Origin of the sequence: Amycolatopsis sp. cmx-4-54 (assembly GCF_046548895.1) — a bacterium.
Taxonomy (GTDB): Bacteria; Actinomycetota; Actinomycetes; order Mycobacteriales; family Pseudonocardiaceae; genus Amycolatopsis.
Genome location: NZ_JAEBEJ010000002.1, coordinates 790,735 through 812,468, shown reverse-complemented (window position 1 = coordinate 812,468; position 21,734 = coordinate 790,735). Strand labels below are relative to the sequence as shown.

19 protein-coding genes and 1 other RNA gene are annotated in these 21,734 nt (G+C 68.9%); 5 read left to right on the top strand and 15 right to left on the bottom strand.

All coding sequences use genetic code 11. The features are described 5' to 3' along the window. Window positions 1–355 precede the first annotated feature (355 nt). The 6 genes from ACLJQ7_RS09180 to ACLJQ7_RS09155 all read right to left on the bottom strand — a co-directional run bounded on the left by ACLJQ7_RS09180 (window position 356) and on the right by ACLJQ7_RS09155 (window position 6,477). Complete coding sequence (locus ACLJQ7_RS09180) at window positions 356–898, bottom strand: uridine kinase (protein ID WP_410647889.1); 543 nt, start codon at window positions 896–898, stop codon at window positions 356–358. Further along, window positions 895–1,332 (bottom strand): DUF2304 domain-containing protein, encoded by a 438-nt coding sequence (locus ACLJQ7_RS09175; protein ID WP_410647661.1) that lies wholly within the window; start codon window positions 1,330–1,332, stop codon window positions 895–897. The genes ACLJQ7_RS09180 and ACLJQ7_RS09175 overlap by 4 nt, the downstream gene beginning before the upstream one ends. A 10-nt stretch (window positions 1,333–1,342) precedes the next feature. Beyond that, a complete protein-coding gene (locus tag ACLJQ7_RS09170) occupies window positions 1,343–2,044 on the bottom strand; it encodes a glycosyltransferase family 2 protein (protein ID WP_410647888.1) in 702 nt (233 codons plus the stop codon). 59 nt (window positions 2,045–2,103) lie between these two features. Next, a complete protein-coding gene (locus ACLJQ7_RS09165) occupies window positions 2,104–4,071 on the bottom strand; it encodes a DUF6541 family protein (protein ID WP_410647660.1) in 1,968 nt (655 codons plus the stop codon). 79 nt (window positions 4,072–4,150) lie between these two features. Next, on the bottom strand, window positions 4,151–5,461 hold the full coding sequence (locus ACLJQ7_RS09160) for a lipopolysaccharide biosynthesis protein (protein ID WP_410647659.1): 1,311 nt from the start codon (window positions 5,459–5,461) through the stop codon (window positions 4,151–4,153). Then, window positions 5,458–6,477: a glycosyltransferase family 2 protein gene (locus ACLJQ7_RS09155; protein ID WP_410647658.1), complete on the bottom strand. Its 1,020-nt coding sequence runs from the start codon at window positions 6,475–6,477 to the stop codon at window positions 5,458–5,460. Before ACLJQ7_RS09155 ends, ACLJQ7_RS09160 begins: the two co-directional genes overlap by 4 nt. A gap of 86 nt (window positions 6,478–6,563) precedes the next feature. Between ACLJQ7_RS09155 and ACLJQ7_RS09150 the strand changes: the two genes are divergently transcribed. Beyond that, window positions 6,564–7,661 carry a UDP-N-acetylglucosamine 2-epimerase gene (locus ACLJQ7_RS09150; protein ID WP_410647657.1) on the top strand — a complete coding sequence of 366 codons (1,098 nt, stop codon included), beginning with the start codon at window positions 6,564–6,566 and terminating at the stop codon, window positions 7,659–7,661. Window positions 7,662–7,707: 46 nt separating this feature from the next. Here ACLJQ7_RS09150 and ACLJQ7_RS09145 read toward each other — a convergent pair whose 3' ends face one another. From ACLJQ7_RS09145 to ACLJQ7_RS09130, 4 genes are all read right to left on the bottom strand, one after another. Continuing rightward, complete coding sequence (locus tag ACLJQ7_RS09145; RefSeq protein WP_410647656.1) at window positions 7,708–9,666, bottom strand: DUF6541 family protein; 1,959 nt, start codon at window positions 9,664–9,666, stop codon at window positions 7,708–7,710. 768 nt (window positions 9,667–10,434) lie between these two features. Further along, on the bottom strand, window positions 10,435–11,355 hold the full coding sequence (locus ACLJQ7_RS09140; RefSeq protein WP_410647655.1) for a PIG-L family deacetylase: 921 nt from the start codon (window positions 11,353–11,355) through the stop codon (window positions 10,435–10,437). 79 nt (window positions 11,356–11,434) lie between these two features. Beyond that, window positions 11,435–12,031 (bottom strand): recombination mediator RecR, encoded by a 597-nt coding sequence (gene recR, locus ACLJQ7_RS09135; RefSeq protein ID WP_005166260.1) that lies wholly within the window; start codon window positions 12,029–12,031, stop codon window positions 11,435–11,437. Window position 12,032: 1 nt separating this feature from the next. Next, window positions 12,033–12,389 (bottom strand): YbaB/EbfC family nucleoid-associated protein, encoded by a 357-nt coding sequence (locus ACLJQ7_RS09130; RefSeq protein WP_007035126.1) that lies wholly within the window; start codon window positions 12,387–12,389, stop codon window positions 12,033–12,035. A 98-nt stretch (window positions 12,390–12,487) separates the two neighbouring features. On the opposite strand from ACLJQ7_RS09130, the gene ACLJQ7_RS09125 reads away from it, so the two are divergent. Further along, window positions 12,488–13,321 carry an N-acetylmuramoyl-L-alanine amidase gene (locus ACLJQ7_RS09125; protein ID WP_410647887.1) on the top strand — a complete coding sequence of 278 codons (834 nt, stop codon included), beginning with the start codon at window positions 12,488–12,490 and terminating at the stop codon, window positions 13,319–13,321. 334 nt (window positions 13,322–13,655) lie between these two features. Here ACLJQ7_RS09125 and ACLJQ7_RS09120 read toward each other — a convergent pair whose 3' ends face one another. Continuing rightward, window positions 13,656–15,701, bottom strand: a complete 2,046-nt coding sequence (locus tag ACLJQ7_RS09120) for a DNA polymerase III subunit gamma and tau (protein WP_410647654.1) — start codon at window positions 15,699–15,701, stop codon at window positions 13,656–13,658. A gap of 83 nt (window positions 15,702–15,784) precedes the next feature. Here ACLJQ7_RS09120 and ACLJQ7_RS09115 point away from each other — a divergent pair, with 83 nt between their 5' ends. Then, window positions 15,785–16,618 (top strand): spermidine synthase, encoded by an 834-nt coding sequence (locus ACLJQ7_RS09115; protein ID WP_410647653.1) that lies wholly within the window; start codon window positions 15,785–15,787, stop codon window positions 16,616–16,618. A gap of 91 nt (window positions 16,619–16,709) precedes the next feature. Here ACLJQ7_RS09115 and ffs read toward each other — a convergent pair. Further along, window positions 16,710–16,806, bottom strand: an RNA gene (ffs, locus tag ACLJQ7_RS09110) — signal recognition particle sRNA small type. A 45-nt stretch (window positions 16,807–16,851) separates the two neighbouring features. Between ffs and ACLJQ7_RS09105 the strand changes: the two genes are divergently transcribed. Then, a complete protein-coding gene (locus tag ACLJQ7_RS09105; protein WP_410647652.1) occupies window positions 16,852–17,742 on the top strand; it encodes a serine/threonine dehydratase in 891 nt (296 codons plus the stop codon). Here the strand turns inward: ACLJQ7_RS09105 and ACLJQ7_RS09100 are convergent. Together ACLJQ7_RS09100 and ACLJQ7_RS09095 are read right to left on the bottom strand one after the other, a co-directional pair. After that, entirely contained in the window at window positions 17,720–19,201 is a 1,482-nt protein-coding gene (locus tag ACLJQ7_RS09100; RefSeq protein WP_410647651.1) for a sensor histidine kinase, read from the bottom strand. The genes ACLJQ7_RS09105 and ACLJQ7_RS09100 overlap by 23 nt on opposite strands. Continuing rightward, the gene (locus ACLJQ7_RS09095; protein ID WP_410647650.1) at window positions 19,179–19,928 is read right to left on the bottom strand and encodes a response regulator transcription factor; all 750 of its coding nucleotides are present in this window, start codon (window positions 19,926–19,928) and stop codon (window positions 19,179–19,181) included. The genes ACLJQ7_RS09100 and ACLJQ7_RS09095 overlap by 23 nt, the downstream gene beginning before the upstream one ends. A gap of 171 nt (window positions 19,929–20,099) precedes the next feature. On the opposite strand from ACLJQ7_RS09095, the gene ACLJQ7_RS09090 reads away from it, so the two are divergent. Further along, a complete protein-coding gene (locus tag ACLJQ7_RS09090) occupies window positions 20,100–20,654 on the top strand; it encodes a hypothetical protein (protein WP_410647649.1) in 555 nt (184 codons plus the stop codon). On the opposite strand, the gene ACLJQ7_RS09085 is transcribed toward ACLJQ7_RS09090, so the two are convergent. Continuing rightward, entirely contained in the window at window positions 20,648–21,712 is a 1,065-nt protein-coding gene (locus tag ACLJQ7_RS09085; RefSeq protein WP_410647648.1) for a hypothetical protein, read from the bottom strand. The two genes, ACLJQ7_RS09090 and ACLJQ7_RS09085, sit on opposite strands and share 7 nt — an antisense overlap. Window positions 21,713–21,734: the final 22 nt, after the last annotated feature.

Here is a 21,734-nt window from a genome sequence, read left to right as displayed (position 1 = left end):
CTCGAGCTCCACGGACGATCGGTGTGCCCGCCGACACTAGCGGGAACTCGGCCCGCACTTAAGCACGCGAGGTTACGATCGCGCTACACGACGGCCAATACGACCGCAAGGTGTCCGCAATTCCGGACGGAGTGTAATCAATTCCGGACCACTAACGCGTAGAGTGCCGGGTCACTGACTCAAATGGGTGTCCACCACTACGACCAATGGGTGCCAGACAAAACAGGACAACCGGTCCCGTCTCGTGAGTAGTTAAGGCCTCCGACACAAACGTCCCGTGCCGTGCCGTGCCGTGCCGGGGTCCTGAAGTCCGTGAAGGCCTCCTTGAGGGACTCTGGGTCCCTCAAGGAGGCCTTCACGGACAGGTGACCACGCGATCGGCCGCGGCCCGGGTTCCATCGACGGCGAACCACCCGCGTTCGAACAGTTGCCAGCGCCGCAGTTCCGCACGGGATCCCTCACCGTCACGCTCGACACCGCGGTCCAGGCGTTCGACCTCGCTCCCGCCGTCCAGCCAGGTCAGCAGGGACAACGACGGCCGCATCCGCGCGCGGCCGCTGGAAACGCCTTCCAGCACCAGCACTTCGGGGACGGGGATCTCGACCTGATCACCCGGCCGAGGGGTGACGCCGGTCCAGTCCACTCGCCGGTACCGCCCGGCCCGGCCCGCGCGCAGCGGTTCCAGGACTCCGGTTTCCAGCCGCGGCCACCACGAAACGGGTTCGTCCCAGGTGGCGAATTCGTCGGTGCTCACCAGCGCCACCCGGACGCCGCGACCGGCCAGTTCGGCCACGATCTTCCCGGCCAGCGTGGACTTCCCGGAACCGGACGGGCCGTCGACGGCCAGTACGCGGACGGCGCCCAGCCTCGGCGGGGCCGCGAGAAGGGCGTCGATCAGCGTGCGCGTGCGGGGCTCACTTCGGGGAGCCCGTTGACGTTGTCGGGAGCCGCGGTCTTGGCTTCGAGCGCGGCGACCCGTTCTTCCAGGTCACGCTGAGCGTCGGCGAGTTCGCAGCGGAGCAGCGCGATCTCCTCGACGGAGGTCCGGACCTCTTCTTCGAGATGCCCGACCTCGGTCGACAGATGCAACGCGACCAGTGCGAGCACCACACCGGCCATCAGGAACACGAAGTTCGATGGCGTCTGCATTCCGGTGACGTCGGCGAGGAAGTCCGCGGCCTGCGGAACGAGTGCGAGCACCACCACGCCGACGGCGAGGAAGAGCCAGACGCCCGCGTACTTCTCGCGCAGCTTCCGCCGCCGCATCATCTCGAGGACGACGAACAGCACCAAACAGGCGATGACGATACTGAGGATGCGCCAGCCAGCCATGATAGCTCCTTTACGCCGAATCCGACGAGTCGACAGCCGGTCGACGGCGCATGAGCGCCAGCAGCAGGGCGAGCCCGGCCCGACCGAGATAGACGGCCGATTTCACCGGCGAATGGCTCGGTGTGCCACCCACCCGTTCCCGCATGATCACCGGGATTTCCTTGATCTTCAATTCGGCGCGGATCGCCATCACCAGCGATTCGACCGTGTCACCGAGATACTCGGCGGGATAGTACGCGGCGAACAGCCTGATCGCGCGGGGCCCCATCGCCTTGAAGCCTGATGTGACGTCGGTGAGCCGGGTTTTGCCGAGCCTCGAAAACACCAGGGACAGCGCAACCATCGCGTATTTCCGCGGGCCGCTCGCCTTGTAGGAGCCCTTACCCGCGAACCGTGACCCGATCACGATATCCGCGTCGTTCAGCCCATCCAGCAAAGCCGCGACCTCATCGGGGTCGTGCTGGCCGTCCGCATCCACCTGGACGACAACGTCGTAACCGCGGGCCGCCGCGTACCGGAAACCGGTGCGCATCGCCCCGCCTACGCCGAGGTTGACCGACAGGCGCGCGACCTCGGCACCCGCGGCGCGGGCGAGTTTCGCCGTGTTGTCGACGGAACCGTCGTCGACCACCAGCACGTCCATCCCCGGCAATGACTTCTTGACCTGGGAAATGACCGCACTGACACTGGCCTCCTCATTGAGAGCAGGCATCACGATGAGTACGCGACGCGTGGTCACGGACGTACTGGACACTGGATCACTCTATCCTCTTACTGGCCGTGAGCGGTGTCGGCCCCGGTGGTCGCGCCGGAATCGACCACACCTTGCTGACCTTCGATTTCGTAGACCGAGGCGTCCGCGTTACGGAAGACGCGTTTGAAACCCGGAGTAGTTTCGATGCGCTCGAAACCGACCGGGGTCTGCAGTTTGGGGGAAACCTTGCCCTTGCCGACGAGCACGTACCGCACCTTCAGATCGGTGAGTGTCTGCCGGACACGGGGCTCTTTGCCGATGTCGTTCAAGAACACGCTCAGATAGCCGGCCTTCGTGGAGAAGGCGGCGCCGTAGTTGGACCATTCGACCGGCTGGACCCCGGTGAGGGCGTAGAGCCACACCGATCCGTCGATCTTGTTGTTCATGACGCGCTCGCCGGGCACGGTGTGCGCGCCGAGCCAGTTGTAGGCCTCCACCTCGCCCTTGCTGACCGAAGGACCGTCACCGTAGTGCAACGCCACGCGGGCGGAGTTGCGGCCGATGTACCCGCCCTTGCTCAGCAAGGTCACCACCAGCCCGACCAGGATCACACCGATGACGGTCAGCGTGACCGGGTTGAGGCTTGGCTTCCGCTGCCCGATCTTCTCGGCGGCCTTGGCGGCCACTGCGTGCACGAACACACCGAACCCGACGGTGCCCGCCAGCGGGACGAGCGCGCCGAGCCGCCAGTGGTCGTTGTAGAACGGCCCGGTCAGGGTGTGGATCAGCGGGGTTTCGAGCGAAACGGTCACCGCGAACAAGCCGCCGAGTACGACGTAAGCCCCTACCAGCCACACCATCTGACGCCGGCGGGCGAGCAGGAACACCCCGATGATCGCCGGGACACCGATCCACCACTGGGGGAACGCAGCCATCGGCGAGAACGTGATGGTCTGCCCGACGGCACCGGACACGGTGGTCTCCGACGCCCAGGAGGCGGCGGTCACCCCGCTCGCGTTGTACAGCGCGGGCAGCACCATCGGCAGGCCGAACGCGGCCGCGAGCACGATCGTCGCCACCAGCGAGGACGCGCTGCGGCGCCAGTCGATCGCCTCGAAACGGAACAGCACCGCCAGGAGGATCAGGACGAAGTAGACCAGGATGACGAAGATCAGGCTGGTGTGCAGCCCGGCCAGACCGGCGACGCCGATACCGATCGCGACCGGCCCGGCGATTCCCTTCGGTTTGATCAGCAGGCGGGTCAAGGCGAGCATCGCGGGCACGAGCGCCACGCCGGCGACGTACGGCCACAGCGGGCCACGCCACAGCGAGTCGTACGGGAAGGCGGTGAACCAGGTGGACACCGCCGCCGCGGCGGCGGTCGCGAGGACCGGCATCCGCCATGCGCGGCACATCGCCGCGACGCCGAACGGCAAGGTCAGCACGACCATGAGCGCCGCCAGGTTCAGCGTCGGCATGATCGTCAGGCCGCTCTTGCCGAAGACCAGTGCGAGCAGCGCGTGGTAGGTGTCCGGGTAGAAGTAGTCGGTCTGGTTCGGCAGGTTCGCGATGGTGCCGACGGTCGAGGGCCGGGCGTCGCCGTGCTCGGCGATCCAGCGCACCAGGTTCGCGTGGAACGGCGCGTCCCAATCCTGCTGGATGTTGTCCAGGCTCCGGTTGCCGCGCAGGAATGTCACCGCGCCGACGACGAGACCGGCCAGCACCCCGCCGCCGATGAGCAGCTGGTCGCGGACATTGCGCGCCGGCCGCTCGTCCTCTTCCCAGTCGGGATGGCGCCGCCGCGTGTATCTGGCCACGGCGTAAGCCAGCCCGAAGCCGACGGCGGACACCACCAGCGTCCAGAGCGCCACGTTCAGCATGGTCCAGCGAATACCGAGCGCGCCGAGCACCGGGACACCGATCGCGACGACGCCGAACGTGAGCAGCGGCGCGGCGCCCGCGAGTGTCCAGCCTCGAAGCCGGATCGCGGCGCCGAACAGCAGGCCCGGCAGCCAGAACGCGAGCATAACGAGGAGCACGTTCATCGAATTCGCTGTCCCAATCTCACTGGCCCCGGCACCGCCCTGTCCGATTCGGCCCGGTGGGTCGAACCTTACTGGGCCACTATGAAGACGGTTCAGCGGCGCCCGAGGTTGTCTTCGGGGCACGGCGGAGCACGAACGCGACCACGACCGCGAGGCCGAGCGTCGGCGCCACGGCCAGCGCGACCACCGCGCGGAACACGGTGTCACCGGGCAGGAACAGCAGCAACAGGGAAGCCGTCCCGGTGACCACGGTCCAGGTGATCAGCACGAGACGCGCCTGCGTCCTTGCCACGAGCACGGCCGTGAGCAACTGCATCGGCACCAGCACCACCGAAGACCAGACCAGCCCCGCGACCGACCAGCCGTCGACGTCGTAGCCAGGGCCACTGACGAACCGCACCGCCCACGGACCGAGCCACAACCCGACCAGGGCGCCGAGCGCGGCGAGCGCCAACGAGACCACGACCCCGAGGGCGAGCACGCGTTGCAGGCGGTTCCGGCCCTCGTCGGTGGTCGACAGCCGGACGACGAACGGCACGACCAGGGACTGCACCGGTCCGATCAGGGTCAGCGGCAGCCGGGCGATGACCAGCGCGGCGAACAGCGCGCCGACCCGGGCGCCGTCGTCACCAGGGGCCAGCAGGCCGACCAACGCGGGGTAGCCGGTGATGACCGCCGACGTCAGCGCGGCGCCGACCAGCAGCATGCCCATCCGGCGGGAGGTGACACCCCAACCGTCGCCCTCCGCGTGCGGGTCGATCAGACGGCGGGCCGGGCGGGCGAACAGCAGCCAGGCGAACGAGCCGGCGGCGACCGCGATGGCCAGCGTGACGACGTTGTAGGCGACGGCCACGAACAGCACGCCGAGGACGAGCGCCCGTACCGCCGGTTCGGCGATCACCAGGAGGGAGAAGGGCTTGACCTGGTGCTGTCCGATCAGGAGCCCGCGGGTGCCGAACTGGAAGGCGAAGGCGACACCGCCGACCAGCACGATCAGCCCCAGCGTCCAGTCACCGCGGAACAACCGGTCGTTGATCGGCGGGATCAGCAGGGCCAGTGAGAAGACCGCGGCGACGACCGCGCCGACGGCGACCGCTCGCAGTGCGGGGCGGCCTGCCCTGCCTCCGTCGAGGGCCGCGACCGCCGACTGGCGGGACAGCTCCTGCTCCAGTGGCGAGAGTGTGCTGCCAAGACCCATCAGCAGGCCCCAGAAGGTGACGAAGACCGCGTACTCCTGCGGGGGCAGCAGGCGCTGGCAGGCGACGGTCAGGACGTAGCCGAGACCGATCGACACGAGCAGCGAGCCGCCGAGACTGCCCGCGGTGGTCCGGCCACTCCGCGCTCCGGTCCCGGCCTTCGCGCCCGCTTCCTCCACGCCCGCGGAACTCATCGGCGCCGGAGCCTGGCCCGGACGGCCATGACCAGGCCACGCAGGACACCGGCACCGAACCCACCGGCGAACACCGGCAGCAGCTTGGTGACCGCTTTGGCCTCCGGGCCGGTCGCGCCGCACTTCTTCACGACTTCACCCGCCGCGACGGCGCCGAGCACTCCGGCGGCCAACGTCGTCTTCGGCTTTTTCGCCGCGAAGGCGAGACCGGCCACTCCGACGGCCAGCGCGCCGAACAGGGCGTTGCGGGCCGGGCCGGGCGAGCCGATGTAGGAGTCCACATAGGTGGTGCCGCGGAAGTAGGCCTGCTGGGCGAACTTCTTGAACGAGTCGCGCCCGTTGTAGACCGCGTTGAACTCGGGGGCCAGCCACACCCGCTCGCGTTCGGCGATCCAGCGCAGCATGCGGGTGTCGTCACTCGCGAAGCGGATATCGTCGAAGAGGGAGACGAATGCGGTGATCGAGCCTTCGAGAAGTTCGCGCCGCGCGCAGAAGAATGTCGTCCCCTTGGGATAGACATCGAATTCCTCGATGCCGTAGGACGTCAACCGCGGATTCGCGAAATACGCGCGCCAGGGAACCTTGACGAGTCCCGCCATGAAACCGGCGTACGGATTGTTCTCGGAGGCGACGTCGATATGGCCGTTCCAAACCGCGCGCTCAGGGTGTCCGGAAAGCTGTTCGCGCAGGAAGGTGAGACTGCCCAGGCCGACGATGACGCGGCTGTCGAGCAACGCGACCCACTCGCCGGACGACTTCGCGATACCCGCGCTGCGCGCCTCGAAACGGCCGGAATTGACCTGACTGAGCACGGTGATGCCGTGCCGTACGCGCAGCTCTTCGAGCTTCACGGGCGTGGCGTCGGTGCTGCCGTCGTCCACGACGACGACCTCGATCGGCCAGCTCGCCGCCTCGGCCGAGGCGAGCAGCGCGCCGACACTGCGTTCGATCCAGTCCTGTTCGTTGTAAACAGGGATCACGACACTGAGCGAGGGGACGAGCGGATTCGCACTCACGGTGCCGAGGCTACCCGGCAGCTCCGGCGGTGGGTCGGTCAGTATCCTTGGGCCCACCGCACCCGACTCGAGAATGGGCACTTACGGTGATTTCCTTCATCCTCGGCACCACCGCGGAACTGATCAAGATCGCGCCCGTCTACCACGGGATCGTCGAGCGCGGTATGCGGCCGAAGATCTGGTTCACCGCGCAGCACGTCGACGAGGTGGCCGACGTCGTGGCCGACCTGAACCTCCCGGAACCCGACCTCTGGATGGTGCCGCGGGACAAGGCCCACAACCTCGAGTCGCCCGCGCAGGTGCCCGGGTGGGCCACGCAGGTACTGCGTACCGCGTGGAGCCGCCGTGAAGAACTGCGCGCCGAGCTGACCGCGGACGGCCGTCCGCCGTTGGTCCTCGTGCACGGCGACACGTTCACCACGCCCTATGGCGCACTGATCGGGAAGCGGATCCTCAAGTCGCGGGTCGGGCACATCGAGGCGGGTGCGCGGTCGGGCAGCATCCTGTCGCCGCTACCCGAGGAGCTCAACCGCAAGATCGCGGCGAAGGTCGTGGACATCCACTTCGCCCCGACCTCTCGCGAGGTGAACAACCTGCGGAACACCCGCGGCGTCGTGATCGACACCGAGGCGAACACCGCGATCGACTCCATGCGCCTGGCCATCGGCCAGCCGCTGGTAGTCGAGGACCTGCCGGAGAAATTCGGCCTCGCCACCCTGCACCGCTTCGAGCTGCTGTCCCGGCCGGACAAGTACCGCGAGGTGCTGGAGATCCTGCGTGAAGAAAGCCGCAAGATGCCGGTGCTGTACATGGCGGGCGCGCCGGAGCGGGAGAAGCTGCGCGCCCTCAAGCTGGAGCACCTCTTCGACGACCGCTTCATCATCCGGCCGAAGTTGCGGTACCTGAAGTTCCTGCCGCTGGTCGCGCGTGCCGAGTACGTCGTGACCGACTCCGGCGGCCTCCAGGAGGAATGCGGCTACCTCGGCCTGCCGTGCGCGGTGCACCGCAACCGCACCGAGCGGCACGTCGGGATCGGCGCCAACATCGAGCTCACCGAGATGAGCGGCGACAAACTGCGAAACTTCCTCGACACCTACACCTCGCGCCGCGGCGACAACTGGATGGACAAATACCATCCGTCCGAGATCGTCGTGAACACACTGGCGCAGCTCGGCTACTGCTGAGCCTCCCGGCCACGCGCCGCGAGCGCGTGGCCGGTCTCTGTCGCCTTCAGTCGGCCGAAGCGTCGCAGGCCGTGACGCGGTACAGCTTGAACGTGCCACCTTGGTCGATCTGGCGGAAGCCTTCCCCTGTCGGATAGGTCAGGCCGTCCCACAGGTTCCCGCGCGGGATGTCGTTGGTCAGCAGATAGCGGACGTTGAGCTTGTCGACGATCTCGCAGACCCGCGGATCGGTCGCCGCTTTGCTGAGATTGCGGGCCAGGTAGATCTGGTCCGCGGTGAGCCTGCCGATGTTGAGCTGGGGGAACAGCACTTGGCGACCGCTCAGCGCCATCACCACAGGGCTGCCGTTGTACGGCATCTGGGCCACGATCGTGCCGGGTTCGGTTCGCTCGCCGATCCGCTCGAACAGCGCGTGTTCCTCCTGGCTGACCAGCGGATCGATCTTGGGATATGCGCTCAGCACCCGGTTGCGATGATCGAGGAGATTCAGTCCGCCGGTCGTGACCAGTACCAGGACGACCACGACGGGGAGCGCGGCGACGGAGCCCCGTGCGGCCAGGGTCCCCCGGTGCTCCAGGAACCTCGCCGACGAGAGCCACGACCGGACCGCGGCCACCACCGCGATGATCCCGATCACCGCGAGCGGGACCCCGGTGATCGGGATCATCGCCGCGAGCCGGTGGGAGTCGGTGTACCAGAAACCGGTGAACACCCGGCGTCCCGCGCCCGGCACCCCCGCGGCCAGCACGTAGAGGCCGACCGAGATGGCGTGCGACGCCACCAGCCACCGCCGGAACCGCTGCCGGAAGCATGAGACCGCACCGATGACCACGAGCACGGCCAGCACCCAGCCCGCGCCCCGGCCGTTCGTGGCCCCCGTCAGTGCCTCACCCAGCGCGTGCGAAGGTGACTCGAACGGCGGCGAATCCGCGTTCATGGTGCCCGCGAACAGTCCGGATTCGACGACCACCAGCCAGTACGCCGGAGCGGCCAGCACGATCGGAGCCGCCATCAGGGCGGCGGTACCACGACGACCCGCCCTGTACCGCCGGATCGACGCCCGGGCGAAACCGGCGAACACCACGGGCACCGCGACCGCCGCCAGGCTGATCACTGCGTTCGGGTGGGCGATCGTCACGGCCACGCCGAACATCGGGACGAGCAGCCACGCCCGGCCGCGGCCGATGGCGTCCTCCGTGGCGAGCTTCGCCACGGACAGGAGGGCGGCCAACGCGGCGGGCACGAGAGAAAGGCCCAGCAGATTAGGCCAGAGGATCCCCCAGCCGAGCATTTCCCACGGGAACGCGCCGAAGGCGATGCTCATCAGGCCGGCGAGCCCCAACGCCAACCGCGACGGCCCGGCGAGCTGCCGCATCAGCAGGACACAGCCCAGCGGCCAAATGACCAGCGCGATCGAAATCGACAGGATGTTCGCGGCCGCCGGTACCGATCCCCCGGTGATCATGACGAACAGCGAAGCGAGGTCGTGCCAGGCGGCCGGGTAGAACCCGTGGGCCCTGCCCGGCACGCCAAGGGTGTCGATCATGAGCGTGGACGCGTCGCCGGTGTTGAGGATGTTCGCGATCGCGTTGTAGTGGAAGGCGGAGTCCTCGGTTTGGATCAGCTCTTCGGGGCCGCGGATCGACAGGCGCACGGTGAGCGCGCCCAGGAGGGCGGCGCCGGCGAGGCCGAGTACCGAAGCGCCGACGACCGGCCAGTCGTCGCCCGTCGCCGGCCTCGGCAGCCGCTTGCGGAGCGGAATGACCACGCAGGTGACCACCACCGTCAACCCGGCGAACACGCCGAGTACCAGCAACGGGGACCAGGCTATGCCGAGTTTCGACGCGACCATCGCCGTCAGCACGACCACGGCCACCACGACGACCGGGGCGAGCGCGACGGCCGTCAGACGGCGCAGGCCGAGCAGGTACGTGATCGGCAGGCCTGGCAGTACCAGTAGCGACGCGCACAGCAGCACAGCAGGTATCGCGGTAAGCCAATCCATTGCGGAATTCCTCGCTCATCGGCCCTGACGCACGCATCCGGGTACACGGCGAACTTTCGCCGTCCGATCGGCAGGCCGACGCAGATTTTTACACACGGCGCCAGGTGCTGTTTTACCGGGATCTTGCCTTTGACGCAGCGTGGTGACCCGGATACGAAATGACGAACCCGCCTGCTGGACGACCGTAGTCGACCGTCCCGGCCGAGCCGCCGCTGAGCCGGCCTGGCCGACGATCACACTCCGCGCCGATTACCCCGTTCGAGTGTTTCCTACTCCTTCCCCACAGCGGTGGTCGTATTCAAGTGCGGCTCCGCCGAGGCGCCTTATCTTCGCCGAAAGATCACTTGATCGTGTGACCTCACGGGCAGAGACACAGCGCGGGTTTCGACGGTGAAGGACGGCGCAGACGCAGCGTGACGGTGCACCTCCTTGCTTGCCGCGCATCTCTTCGCGAAGGACAGCTCATGCGGCGGACCGCCATCTTCGGCAAAGCGGGCTCGGCACGAGTTCACTGGCCGTGCACGTGCCACGGCGGTGGACAACTCTCGCCCGTCGAGCCTGTCGAGGTGCTCGACGACGCCGCATGCGAAAGCCAAGTTCGTTTCCCATCCCTAGTAGCGCAGGGTGCTTGTACGGGCTCACCAGCCGGACGCGGCTCGCCCGTTGGACTCCACCGAGCACGTCGGATTCAGATCGTCGACGGGGCTCATCCCCGACTACGCGGGCAACGGAGTTTCCTGAACGAGTACCGCGATCTCATGAGTACAACTAGCAGTTGTTGAAGTCGCCCGGCGGAACCCAAGGAGTACCCGGCCAGAAGATCCGGCCTTGCGGTCGGTACTGCTTACCCATCACGTTGTCCCAGGTAGTCGGACCCATCTGGTTGTCGAAAGGCTTGTAGCGATTCCAGATTTGCTGCTTGCGATCCCGCCAGTAGCCGCCCACGTTGTCCGGGAAATCCGTGATTATGTAGCCCTGGTATTCGTCTCTGCGGATCAACGTGTTGCCGGCACCGTCGACGTCCGCGTCGGCCGCGAGGATCGCGCCGGCGACATGGTCGACGTTATCCGCAATACCGTCACCTCGGCGTTCCCGATGGCCGACGGTGCTCTGCGTCCGCATGTAGTCGGGTTTGACGTAGTCGATGATCGACCTCAACATGCCGACGAAAGTGTCCTTCGTGTATGCCGGCCGGCGGTCGATCGGCCGCGCCGAATAGGAGTCGTCATGCAACATCCGGTAGAGGTCCCCGCAGTTGTCCTCCGGCCCGGCGGCCGCGTGGATGTAGGTGAAAACGAGGTGCACGTTCGTCCCGTCGAGGTGATTGACGGCGACGGGATGACCGCCGAACCACATTTCCTCGTACGTCCACGCATTCGGTACGCCTGCCGCCTCGGCGTAAGCAGCGCGCTCACCTTGGATCCGCGTGTCCGCGTAATCCATACCGCATGGGTGGTGGCTTTCGCAGGGCAGCTCACCTGCGGTGAGGTAGGTGACCCAGACGTTGTAGCCCGCCTGAACGTCCGACGCGATGTCGGGGTTCATGAAAAGCAGGTCGTCGTCTTGGTGCGCCGAAAAACTCAATGTCGTCGTGTTGTCGTCGGCGGACGCGGCCGGGCTGTGCGCCGCGACGAGTGTCGCCGCGATCAATGCCAACGCGACCGCAGGCCGCGCTATTCGAGCCCGCACAACGTCATTCCTTTCCGTTCGGCCGGGCAGTTCACGAACAAGGTCGTGAACTACCCGCCTTCTGGGTTCGGTAGTTCCGCTAGAGCGCCCGTCGTCCCGAGAGCGCCCGGCCCAGCGTCAGCTCGTCCGCGAACTCCAGGTCACCGCCCATCGGCAGACCGGACGCCAGTCGCGTCACGGTCAGGCCGGGGAAGTCGCGAAGCATCCGCACGAGGTACGTCGCGGTCGCCTCGCCTTCGGTGTTCGGGTCGGTCGCGATGATGATCTCGCTGATCTCCGCGCCGCCGATCCGCGCGAGCAGCTCCCGCATACGCAGCTGCTCCGGCCCGATGCCGGACAACGGGTCCAGTGCGCCGCCGAGCACGTGGTAGCGGCCCTTGAACTCACGCGTCCGCTCGACGGCGAGCACGTCCTTCGGTTCCTCGACCACGCAGATGACCGTGAGGTCGCGGCGGGTGTCGCGGCAGATCCGGCAGGTCTCCTGCTCCGAGACGTTGCCGCAGACCTCGCAGAACTGCACGCCTTCCTTGACCTTGCCGAGCACTTCCTGCAAGCGCGCGATATCCGCGGGATCGGCCGCCAGCAGGTGGAAGGCGATCCGCTGCGCGCTCTTGGGACCGACGCCGGGCAGCCGCCCGAGTTCGTCGATCAGATCCTGGACGACACCCTCGTACAAGCTAGCCGCCGAGCCCGGGGAAGCCGCCGAGGTCCGGCATGCCGCCGCCGAGGCCGCCGGCGAGCGGGCCGAGCTTCTGCTCGGTCAGCTTCTGCGCGTTGGCCGAAGCGTCCCGCACGGCCGCGACCACCAGGTCGGACAGGGTCTCGACGTCGTCGGGGTCGACCACCTTGGGGTCGATGGACAGCGACTTGAGCTGGCTGTCGCCGGACACGGTCGCGGTGACCAGACCGCCGCCGGAAGTACCGGTCACCTCCGTGTTGGCCAGCTCTTCCTGGGCCTCGACCAGCTTCTGCTGCATCTGCTGGGCCTGTTGCATGATCTGCGACAGGTCGAAGCCGCCACCGGGTTGCACCATGATCCGATCGGTCCTCTCCTGGAAAATCCCGTGCCGCCTACCAGCCTAGCCGTCACGCGTGTGGCACCGTGGGCGCCGTGCGACGACGGCTGGGCCTGATGGTGGCGATCGGATTGACGCTGTTCACGGCGTGCGGGGTGGACACCCCCGCGTCATCGCCGTCGAGTCCGGCTCCACCCGGCACCACGACGGTCTTCACCACCCTTCCGCCGCCGAGTCCCACGACCAGCGCGCCGCCTTCGAGCACCCAGCCGCCTTCGAGCACGCAGCAGCCGAAGACGGGCAAAGTCGTCGTGCTCGATCCCGGTCACAACGGCGGGAACTCCGGCAAACCGGGCGAGATCAACCGGCAGGTCCCAGCGGGGCGCGGCAAGACGAAACCGTGCAACACCACCGGAACCTCGACGAATTCCGGCTATTCCGAGCACGCGTTCACCTGGGACGTCTCGCAACGGATATCGCAGGCGTTGGCGGCCAAGGGAATCCGGGTCGTGCTCACGCGGCAGAGCGACACCGGGGTCGGTCCGTGCGTCAACGAGCGCGCCGCGATCGGGAACGACGCGCAGGCGGACGCGGTCGTGTCGATCCACGCGGACGGCTCGAATTCCGCCGGGGCGCACGGTTTCCACGTCGCCTACTCGGCACCGCCGCTGAACGCCCAGCAGGGCGAGCCCTCGGTGAAACTCGCGACGGCGTTGCGGGACGGTCTCCGCGCGGGCGGCTTCCCGACGTCGACGTATCTCGGGTCGAACGGGCTGGCCCCGCGCGCCGACCTCGGCGGGCTCAACCTCTCGACGCGGCCCGCCGCGCTCGTGGAGTGCGGGAACATGCGCAACGCCGCCGAAGCCGCGGCGATGGCGAGCGAAGAAGGACGTCAGCAGTACGCCGCCGTCATCGCGAAGGCCATCGAGGACTACCTCGCCGGACCGTGAGGGCGTTGCGAAAGCCACTTTCGCAACGTTGAAGGTTGCGAAAGTGGCTTTCGCAACACCTGCGGGTGAGCCGCGTTCCCCACCTCAGGCTGCCAGCGAAACCTCACCGGCACGGGACCTCTCGATGACGTCTTACGCGCCGGTGTCTCCGCAGGTCGAAGCCGGGTTTCCGGCACGTTTGAGTCGCCGGCGGAGAAGAAATGCCGTCTCGAGGGGGGCGAGGCATGATCCCCCGACACCGACCCCCGGCGTGGCGGGTCACCCAACCCGCTACCCCCCGCGTTTCGTCCTCTGAATGCGGTATTTCGCGATGCCAGCTACCGCATCCAGAGGACTACTTGCGTTCGTCGAGTGGGCGCGCGTTGAGGTGGTCGGCGAGCAGCTTCCGGGCGATCTCTTCCGGATCCTGCTCGGGCGGGAGCGGCGGAGGGGGCGGGGCGGGGCTCGCGTCCTCGTTGTAGAGGTCCTCGTCCTCCTCGACCGGCTCGGGCGGGAGCGGGATGTCCGGCTCGGCGGTCGTCACCTTCGGCCGCTGGGGCTCCGGCTTCGGCGCGGGAGGCGCCGGAGGGGCGGCGGGCGCTTCGGCGGACCGGCGCGTGAAGGACCGCTCGGGCGCCGGCGGCTGCGCCGCGGCCTTGGGAGCCGCGGCCTGCCGGGGCTGCGCGGCACCGTGGACGCACCGCACCTGCCAGTCGCCGCCGAAGACCTCCTTGAACGCGGTCGCGACGCGCTCCGCGTTGTGCGGCTCGGAAAGCCGCCGGGCCAGTGGCTCGGCGCTGTGCGTGAGCGTGACGGCGTTGCCCTCGACACTCACCACGCTCGCCTGCGTGAGCATCGCTTCGGTGCTGCGGCCACCCGGGACCTTGCGGATCGCGGCGAGTACGTGCGGCCAGCGGCCGCGGATCCCGTCCACGTCCGTCGCGCCACCGGAAGCCGCGGCCGGAGCGGGCTCGGCCGGAGGCGGGGTCGGCCGCTGGGGGGCGGCGGGCCGCTCGACGACCGGATCGGGCCGTGGTGTGGGCTGTGGTGTGGGCTGCACCGCAGGTTGTGGGGCGGCTTGGGGAGCCGGCGCGGGCGCGGAGGTTCGTTGCGAAGGCCGCTGGAACTCGCGGACGGGCTCACCCGCCGGAGCGACAGGGGCGGACTGCGCCACCGGAGCCGCCTGAACGCCTTGAGCGGCCGGCGCCGGAGCGGCGGCGGCTGCTGCTACTGCCGGGGCCGAAGCGGCACGACGTTCGAGCCGTTCGAGCCGAGCCAGCAACGCGTCGGCGCCCTCGGCGACCGACGGCAGCAGCATCCGCGCCGTGAGCAGTTCCAGCACCAGCCTCGGGGAGGTCGCGCCCCGCATCTCCAAGAGTCCACTGTGGACGATATCGGCGTAGCGCGAGAGCGTGGCGGGTTCCAGTTTGCCCGCCTGCTCCTTCATCTTCTTGAGCTCGTCGTCCGGCGCGGCGACCAGACCGCGCTCACCCGCGTCCGGCACCGAACGCAGCATCACCAGGTCGCGCAGGCGGTCGAGCAGGTCGGTGGCGAACCGGCGCGGGTCGTGCCCGGCCTCCGCGAGCCGCTCGACGGTGCCGAACACCGCGGCCGCGTCGTCCGCGGCCAGCGCGTCGACCATGCCGTCGATGAGCGCGACGTCGGTGACACCCAGCAGCGACACCGCGCGCGAGTAGTCGACGCCGTCCGGCCCGGCCCCCGCCAGCAGCTGGTCCAGCACCGACTGCGTGTCCCGCGCCGAACCCCCGCCCGCGCGGATGACCAGCGGATACACCGCGGGCTCGACCTTCGCACCCTCGGCGGCGACGTTGCTTTCCAGCAGCTCACGCATGGAACTGGGCGGGATCAGCCGGAAGGGGTAGTGGTGCGTCCGCGACCGGATGGTGGGGAGCACCTTGTCCGGTTCGGTGGTCGCGAAGATGAAGATCAGGTGCTCCGGCGGCTCTTCCACGATCTTCAGCAGGGCGTTGAAGCCCTGCGTGGTGACCATGTGCGCCTCGTCGATGATGAAGACGCGATAGCGCGAGTCGGCCGGGGCGTAGAAGGCCCTGTCCCGCAGCTCGCGGGCGTCGTCGACACCACCGTGGCTGGCCGCGTCGAGCTCGGTGACGTCGACGCTGCCGGGGCCTTCGGGCGCGAGGTTGCGGCAAGAGTTGCACTCGCCGCACGGATCCGGCGTCGGGCCCTTCGCGCAGTTCAACGACCGCGCCATGATGCGAGCGCTGGACGTCTTGCCGCAGCCGCGCGGGCCGGAGAAGAGGTAGGCGTGGTTGATCCGACCGGCGGCCAGCGCGACGCGCAGCGGATCGGTCACATGCTCCTGCCCGACGACCTCGGCGAAGGTAGCCGGACGGTACTTTCGGTACAGCGCTAATGCCACGGCGTTGAATCTAACAGTGGCGCGTAGCGTCTCCATTGAGGGCGGCGGCGGGGGCATGGATGGATACCGGGAGGGCCCGACAGGTGAGACCGGCACCGACCCCCGGCAGGTATCCGGTCCGCTTCGGCAGCGCCGAACTGCTCCGGGACGCCGACCGCCCCAACGCCTGGCTGATCTCGGTCGACGGCGTCGCCCAGTCGCACGTCAACCTCGACGACCCCCGGGATCTCGAGTTCGACTACATCCGCCGGATCGCCGACGTCGTCGACTGTCTCGGCGACGGCCCGCTCGACGTGCTCCACGTCGGCGGGGCGGCCTGCACGCTCCCGCGCTACATCGCCGCGGCACGGCCGCGCTCACGACAACTGGTCTTCGACGCCGACGGCGAACTCGTGGCGCTCGTCCGGGAGCAGCTGGGCCTGAAGGGGTTGAAGGTCCGCGTCGGCGACGGCCGCGAAGGGGTCTCCGAAAGGTACGACGCTTCGGCCGACCTGGTCATCGTGGACGCTTTCGAACGCGGAGTCCTGGCCGGTGGCCTCGCGACCGTCGAGTTCACGAACGAGATCGCACGGGTCCTCCGCCCGGCCGGATCCTACGTCGCCAACGTCTCCGACGGGCCGAACCTGCCGTTTCTCCGCCGTTTCCTGGCGACACTGGCGACTTCTTTCCCCCACCTGGCGATCCTGGCCGAGCCAGGCGTCCTGCGAGGCCGCCGCTTCGGCAACATCGTGGTCGCCGCTTCCCGCGTCGAACTCCCCGTGACCGCCATAACCCGCCGCGCCGCTTCGTCGGCATATCCCGCCCGCTGCGTCGCCAACGACGACCTACTCGATCTCCAAGGCAAGGCGCGCCCCATCACCGACGCGGAAGCCCTGCCGTCCCCAGTACCACCAAAAGATGTCTTCGGAATCTTTTAACCCCCCGCACGCGGTCACCCCAGTGACCGACCGTGGGGGTCCGGGGGGCGAAGCCCCACCGGGCGGGCGTGGGGTTGCACCCCACAAAAAATTGAGGCGGATCCCGCGCACCCGTCAGAGCTTGCTTATCCTTGCTGCCTTCCGGCCCTGGGGAGGTTCACAAGATGTCCGCCGCGCGGGATCCAGGGACCAGTGTAGCCACTCCCGTCCAGAGATGGAGGACAGTGGGGGGTATGAGCACTCCGACCTGGGCAGATGTCCGCAAGGCCGCCGAGGCCGTCCACCCGTTCGTGCGACACACGCCGCTCCTGCGCGCCGAAGTCGACGGACGGCCGCTGATCCTCAAGCTGGAGCATCTGCAGCGGAGCGGATCGTTCAAACTCCGGGGCGCGGTGAACGCGCTGGTGAGCGGGCCGTTGCCGGAGCGGGTGCTGACGGCGTCCGGCGGCAACCACGGGCTGGGCGTGGCGACGGCGGCTTCGCTGCTGAATCTGCCCGCGACGGTGTACGTGCCGGAGTCGGCTCCGCAGGCGAAGACGGACCGGATCGAGGCCGCGGGCGCGAAGCTCATCCGTCACGGAAAGACGTACGCCGAGGCTGCCGCGAAGGCGCTCGAAGCAGCGTCTGAGCCGGGTACGCGGTATCTGCACGCGTACGACGATCCCGCCGTCGTCGCCGGTCAGGGCACCGTCGCGGCCGAAGTGGTCCAGGACGCACCGGACGTCGACGCGTTCTTGGTCGCGGTCGGCGGTGGCGGGCTGGTCGCGGGGACGTCGCTGGCCGGGGTGCCGACGTTCGCCGTCGAGCCGGAGCGGTGCCGTGCGCTCAACGCGGCGCTGGAGGCGGGCGAGCCGGTGGACGTGGAGATCGACTCGGTGGCCGCGTCCGCGCTGGGCGCGACCAGGATCGGGAGCCTCCCGTTCGCCGTGCTCCGCGATCGCGTGACGTCCGTGCTGGTCAGCGACGCGGAACTGCTCGCCGCGCGGGACCGGCTGTGGGACGAGTTCCGCCTCGCCGTCGAACCGGCCGCCGCGGTGCCGTTCGCCGCGTGGCTGGCCGGGCGGACCGAGGGCGAGCTGCCCTGCGTCATCCTGTGCGGCGCTAACAGTGACTGGACGCCCTGAGCTCGACGCGGAATTCCGTCCGCCCCGGACGGCTGGCGACCCCGACCCGCCCGCCGTGCGCGGCGACGACGGCCGCGACGATGGCCAGGCCCAGTCCGGTACTGCCGGCGGCCCGCGACCGCGAGTCGTCGCCGCGGGCGAACCGTTCGAAGACCTCCGGGAGGATCTCCGGCGGAATGCCCGGCCCACTGTCGACAATGGACAGTGTAACTGTTGAGTCCACTATGGACAAAGAGGCGGCGACCTCGGTCCCCGCCGGGGTGTGCGTGCGCGCGTTGCCGAGCAGGTTGATCACCACCTGGTGCAGCTGGCCCGCGTCGCCGAGGACGGTGATCGGCTCCGGCGGGACCTCCAGCAGCCATTTGTGCTCCGGCCCGGCGACATGCGCGTCGGCGACGGCGTCCGCGACCAGCCGGGAGAGATCGACCGCCTGGTGCACCACCGGACGTCCGGAGTCGAGCCTGGCGAGCAGCAGCAGATCCTCGACGAGGCCGGTCATCCTCGTCGATTCCGATTCGACCCGGCCCATCGCGAACGCGATGTCCGGCGGCACCTCGGAGCCGGAGCGCCGGGTGAGTTCCGCGTAGCCGCGGATGGCCGCGAGCGGCGTCCGGAGTTCGTGGCTGGCGTCCGCGACGAACCGGCGCACCCGGCTTTCACTGGCCTGCCGGGCGGAAAGCGCGTTCGAGATGTGGCCGAGCATACGGTTGAGGGCGAAGCCGACCTTTCCGACCTCGGTCCGCGGATCGGTGTCCACTTCGGACACTCGCTCGGACAGGGCGACCTCGCCGCGGTCGAGCGGGAGTTCGGCGACCCTGGTCGCGGTGGCGGCCAGGCGGTCGAGGGGTTTCATGGTGCGCCGCACGGTCACCGCGCCGAGCGCGCCCGCCAGCAGGATGCCGCCGACGGCGACGCCGCCGAAGATGAAACCCAGATTCCACAAGGTGTCCGTGACGTCCTTTGTGGGCAGTCCGGTGATCGCGACACCCCCGTTGGACGCCTGCTTGGCCACCACGCGGTACTCGCCGAGCGATCCGAGGTTCACGTCGGTGGGTCTGTCGGTCGGTGTCGACCGCAGCAGAGCCGAAAGCTGGGTGGGGCCGATCGGGTCATGGGGAAACGGGTCGGCGACCTTCGCGTCGTAGCTGGACCGCAGCACCGCCGCGACCACCCGGCCGTCCGGGAGGATGTTCACGAACAACGAACCGGTGCTCTGGCCGTACGCGCGCAGTCCTTCGGGAACCCTTTCACCACCGGGACGGCCCGGCGGGGGCGGACGGCTGGCGCGTTCGCTCGTCTCGGCGAGCCTGGCGTCGAGCTGGTCGAACAGGAAATCCCGCAGCGCCAGTTCGGTCACCACGCCCACCACCAGGCAGACGAGCGCGAGCAACCCCGCGACCTGCGCGATCAGCCGCCGTCGCAGGGACCAAGGCCGCCTACCCCGCGGGTTTGAGGACATACCCGGCGCCGCGCATCGTGTGGATCATCGGTTCCCTGTCGGCGTCGATCTTCTTGCGGAGATAGGAAATGTACAACTCGACGATATTGGCCTGGCCGCCGAAGTCGTAGCTCCAGACGCGGTCGAGGATCTGCGCCTTGGACAGCACGCGTTTGGGATTGCGCATGAGATAACGCAGCAGTTCGAACTCGGTCGCGGTCAGCGGCACGAGATCACCGCCTCGGTGCACTTCGCGGCTGTCCTCGTCCAGGGTCAGGTCCCCGACGACCAGCATCGAACCGCTCGGCCCGGCGACGCCGCCCGCCCGCCGGAGCAGCGCGCGCAGCCGCAACGCGACCTCCTCCAGGCTGAACGGTTTGGTGACGTAGTCGTCGCCGCCCGCGGTGAGCCCGGCGATCCGGTCCTCCACCGCGTCCTTCGCGGTCAGGAACAGCACCGGCAGGTTCGGCACCTCGGAACGCAGGCGCCGCAACACTTCCAGGCCGCTCATATCCGGCAGCATGACGTCCAGCACCACCGCGTCCGGCCGGAATTCCCTGGCGACGCGGACGGCTTCGGTGCCGTCGGCCGCGGTGCGGATGTTCCAGCCCTCCATGCGCAGCGCCATCGACACGAGTTCGGACAAGGTCGCCTCGTCGTCGACGACCAGCACCCGCACGGGGTTGCCGTCGGCACGGCGCAGGCCGGCCTTCGCCGAACCGGACGAAGGGACGTTCACACTGGTCATGCTGCCATCCTGGGCGGCCCCGATGAGGCTTCTCTGTGTCCCGCCTGTGCGTTTCCTGTGAACGATCACCCTGCCGGGGAGCGAAACACAGCGCGTGCCCACCGACGGCACAGCTTCCGCACAGCGACGGCGCCGAGCATGGCCGCAACCGACCACACGGAGGCGACCAGAATGACCGAACCGACCAAACCCGCCGAACCCCCGGCGGACGAGCCCGTCACCTGGGGCGCGCCCGTCCCGGCGGGTGAACCGAAGAAGACCTGGTCGGGCCGCAAGACCGCGATCGCGGCCGGGGTGGCGGTGGTGATCGCCGCCGGCGGCGGGGCCGCGATCTGGGCCGGGACCGCCGCGAACGGCGCCGAACAGGGCGGGATGGGCGGCCCCGGCGGCGGCCGGGTGCTCATGGGCCCTGGCGGCGGCATGCCGCGCGACGCGCTGCACGGTGATTTCGTCGTGTCCGACGGCAATGGCGGCTACCACACCGAGCGGATGCAGACCGGTGAGATCACCGAGATCAGCGCGACGTCCGTCAGCCTGACCAGCAAGGACGGCTACAAACAGGCCTACACGATCGACGCGTCGACGAAGAAGACCGGTGATCCCAAGACCGGCGAGACGGTGACGGTGAACGCCAAGGTCAGCGGCGACACCGCGACGGCGACGAGTATCGGCAAGCCCGCGCAGAACCAGCGCGGCGGGCCGCCGGACGGCCAGCGGCGTTACTGAGCCACGACGGTGAGCAACGCGGCGGCCGTTTCGGCGGGTTCCTGTCCGGAGGTGTCGATGACCACGCGATCGCCGCCGGAGCGCCGCATCCGGGCCGCCTCGGCGACCGCACGCGCGGCCACCCGGTCCCGTACGCCGGGTGGCGCGCCGCGTAGCTCGTCGCCCGCCAGCAACGCGGACTCGCCATCCGCCCGGCGCCGGACTCGCTCGGTGAGCGTCGGTTCGTCCGCGTCGAGGTGGACGACGGTGACCGCGTCGAAGACCTGCCGGTGCTCCGGGCGGAATTCCCTGGCCACGACGATCAACTGTTTCGCCCCGGCGTCGCGATAGCCGCGCCAGACGGCCGACAGGAGCGCCGCCTCCAGCGCCGGATCCGGACCGGGGTGCACGAAACCGAGTTGCGCGAGATCGACGTACGCGACGGGTGCGTCGCGCTCCCACAGGTCCCGCAGCGCGCTGAACGCGGCCGTCGACTTGCCGACCGCCGTCGGGCCGGTCACCACGGTCACCGGTCCGGGCTGTGGTCGACCGGGTTCCGGCGGCCGAACACTTCCGGCGTCCACGACGCATCGGTGAAACAGCGCCTCCACGGTTTCGTCGGGGCGCTGGCCGGTCGTGTCCATTTCTTCGCCGAACCCGGCGCCGTCGTAGGCGTCCGCCACCGCGAAGAGGTCGGGCAAGGCCGCGGCGGGTGAGCCACGCCCGAGGAACCGGCTCTCGAGTTCGTCGCGAGCACACGTCAAGCGAACGAGCGTGAGGTCGACGTCGTGGCCCTCGATGTATGGCTTCGCCGGGTCCACCACACCGGACACGACGAGTTGCGCGGCACCCCGCGCGCGCAGGATTTCCAGCACTCGCAGCAGGTTGGCCGCCTTGATCGCATACGCGGCGTCCCCGCCGCCGGGCGGCGGGCCGATCAGCCCGAGCTGGTCGATGTCGACGTACGCGACGTTGCCGCCCGCTTCCCCGACACGGCGGTACAACCCCCAGGCCGTGGTGGATTTCCCGGCACCCGGCGCGCCGGTCGTCCAGAGCACGGGCGTCTTCGTGGTCCCCATGGCTTTCGATCTTAGGAACCCC

Excerpts from the sequence above, each read along its gene's own strand:
- ACLJQ7_RS09175 (WP_410647661.1), bottom strand. The coding sequence starts at position 1,332 with ATGGCTGGCTGGCGCATCCTCAGTATCGTCATCGCCTGTTTGGTGCTG.
- ACLJQ7_RS09170 (WP_410647888.1), bottom strand. The coding sequence starts at position 2,044 with ATGCCTGCTCTCAATGAGGAGGCCAGTGTCAGTGCGGTCATTTCCCAG.
- ACLJQ7_RS09165 (WP_410647660.1), bottom strand. The coding sequence starts at position 4,071 with ATGAACGTGCTCCTCGTTATGCTCGCGTTCTGGCTGCCGGGCCTGCTG.
- ACLJQ7_RS09160 (WP_410647659.1), bottom strand. The coding sequence starts at position 5,461 with ATGAGTTCCGCGGGCGTGGAGGAAGCGGGCGCGAAGGCCGGGACCGGA.
- ACLJQ7_RS09145 (WP_410647656.1), bottom strand. The coding sequence starts at position 9,666 with ATGGATTGGCTTACCGCGATACCTGCTGTGCTGCTGTGCGCGTCGCTA.
- ACLJQ7_RS09130 (WP_007035126.1), bottom strand. The coding sequence starts at position 12,389 with ATGGTGCAACCCGGTGGCGGCTTCGACCTGTCGCAGATCATGCAACAG.
- ACLJQ7_RS09125 (WP_410647887.1), top strand. The coding sequence starts at position 12,488 with ATGGTGGCGATCGGATTGACGCTGTTCACGGCGTGCGGGGTGGACACC.
- ACLJQ7_RS09105 (WP_410647652.1), top strand. The coding sequence starts at position 16,852 with ATGAGCACTCCGACCTGGGCAGATGTCCGCAAGGCCGCCGAGGCCGTC.
- ACLJQ7_RS09100 (WP_410647651.1), bottom strand. The coding sequence starts at position 19,201 with ATGTCCTCAAACCCGCGGGGTAGGCGGCCTTGGTCCCTGCGACGGCGG.
- ACLJQ7_RS09095 (WP_410647650.1), bottom strand. The coding sequence starts at position 19,928 with ATGACCAGTGTGAACGTCCCTTCGTCCGGTTCGGCGAAGGCCGGCCTG.
- ACLJQ7_RS09090 (WP_410647649.1), top strand. The coding sequence starts at position 20,100 with ATGACCGAACCGACCAAACCCGCCGAACCCCCGGCGGACGAGCCCGTC.
- ACLJQ7_RS09085 (WP_410647648.1), bottom strand. The coding sequence starts at position 21,712 with ATGGGGACCACGAAGACGCCCGTGCTCTGGACGACCGGCGCGCCGGGT.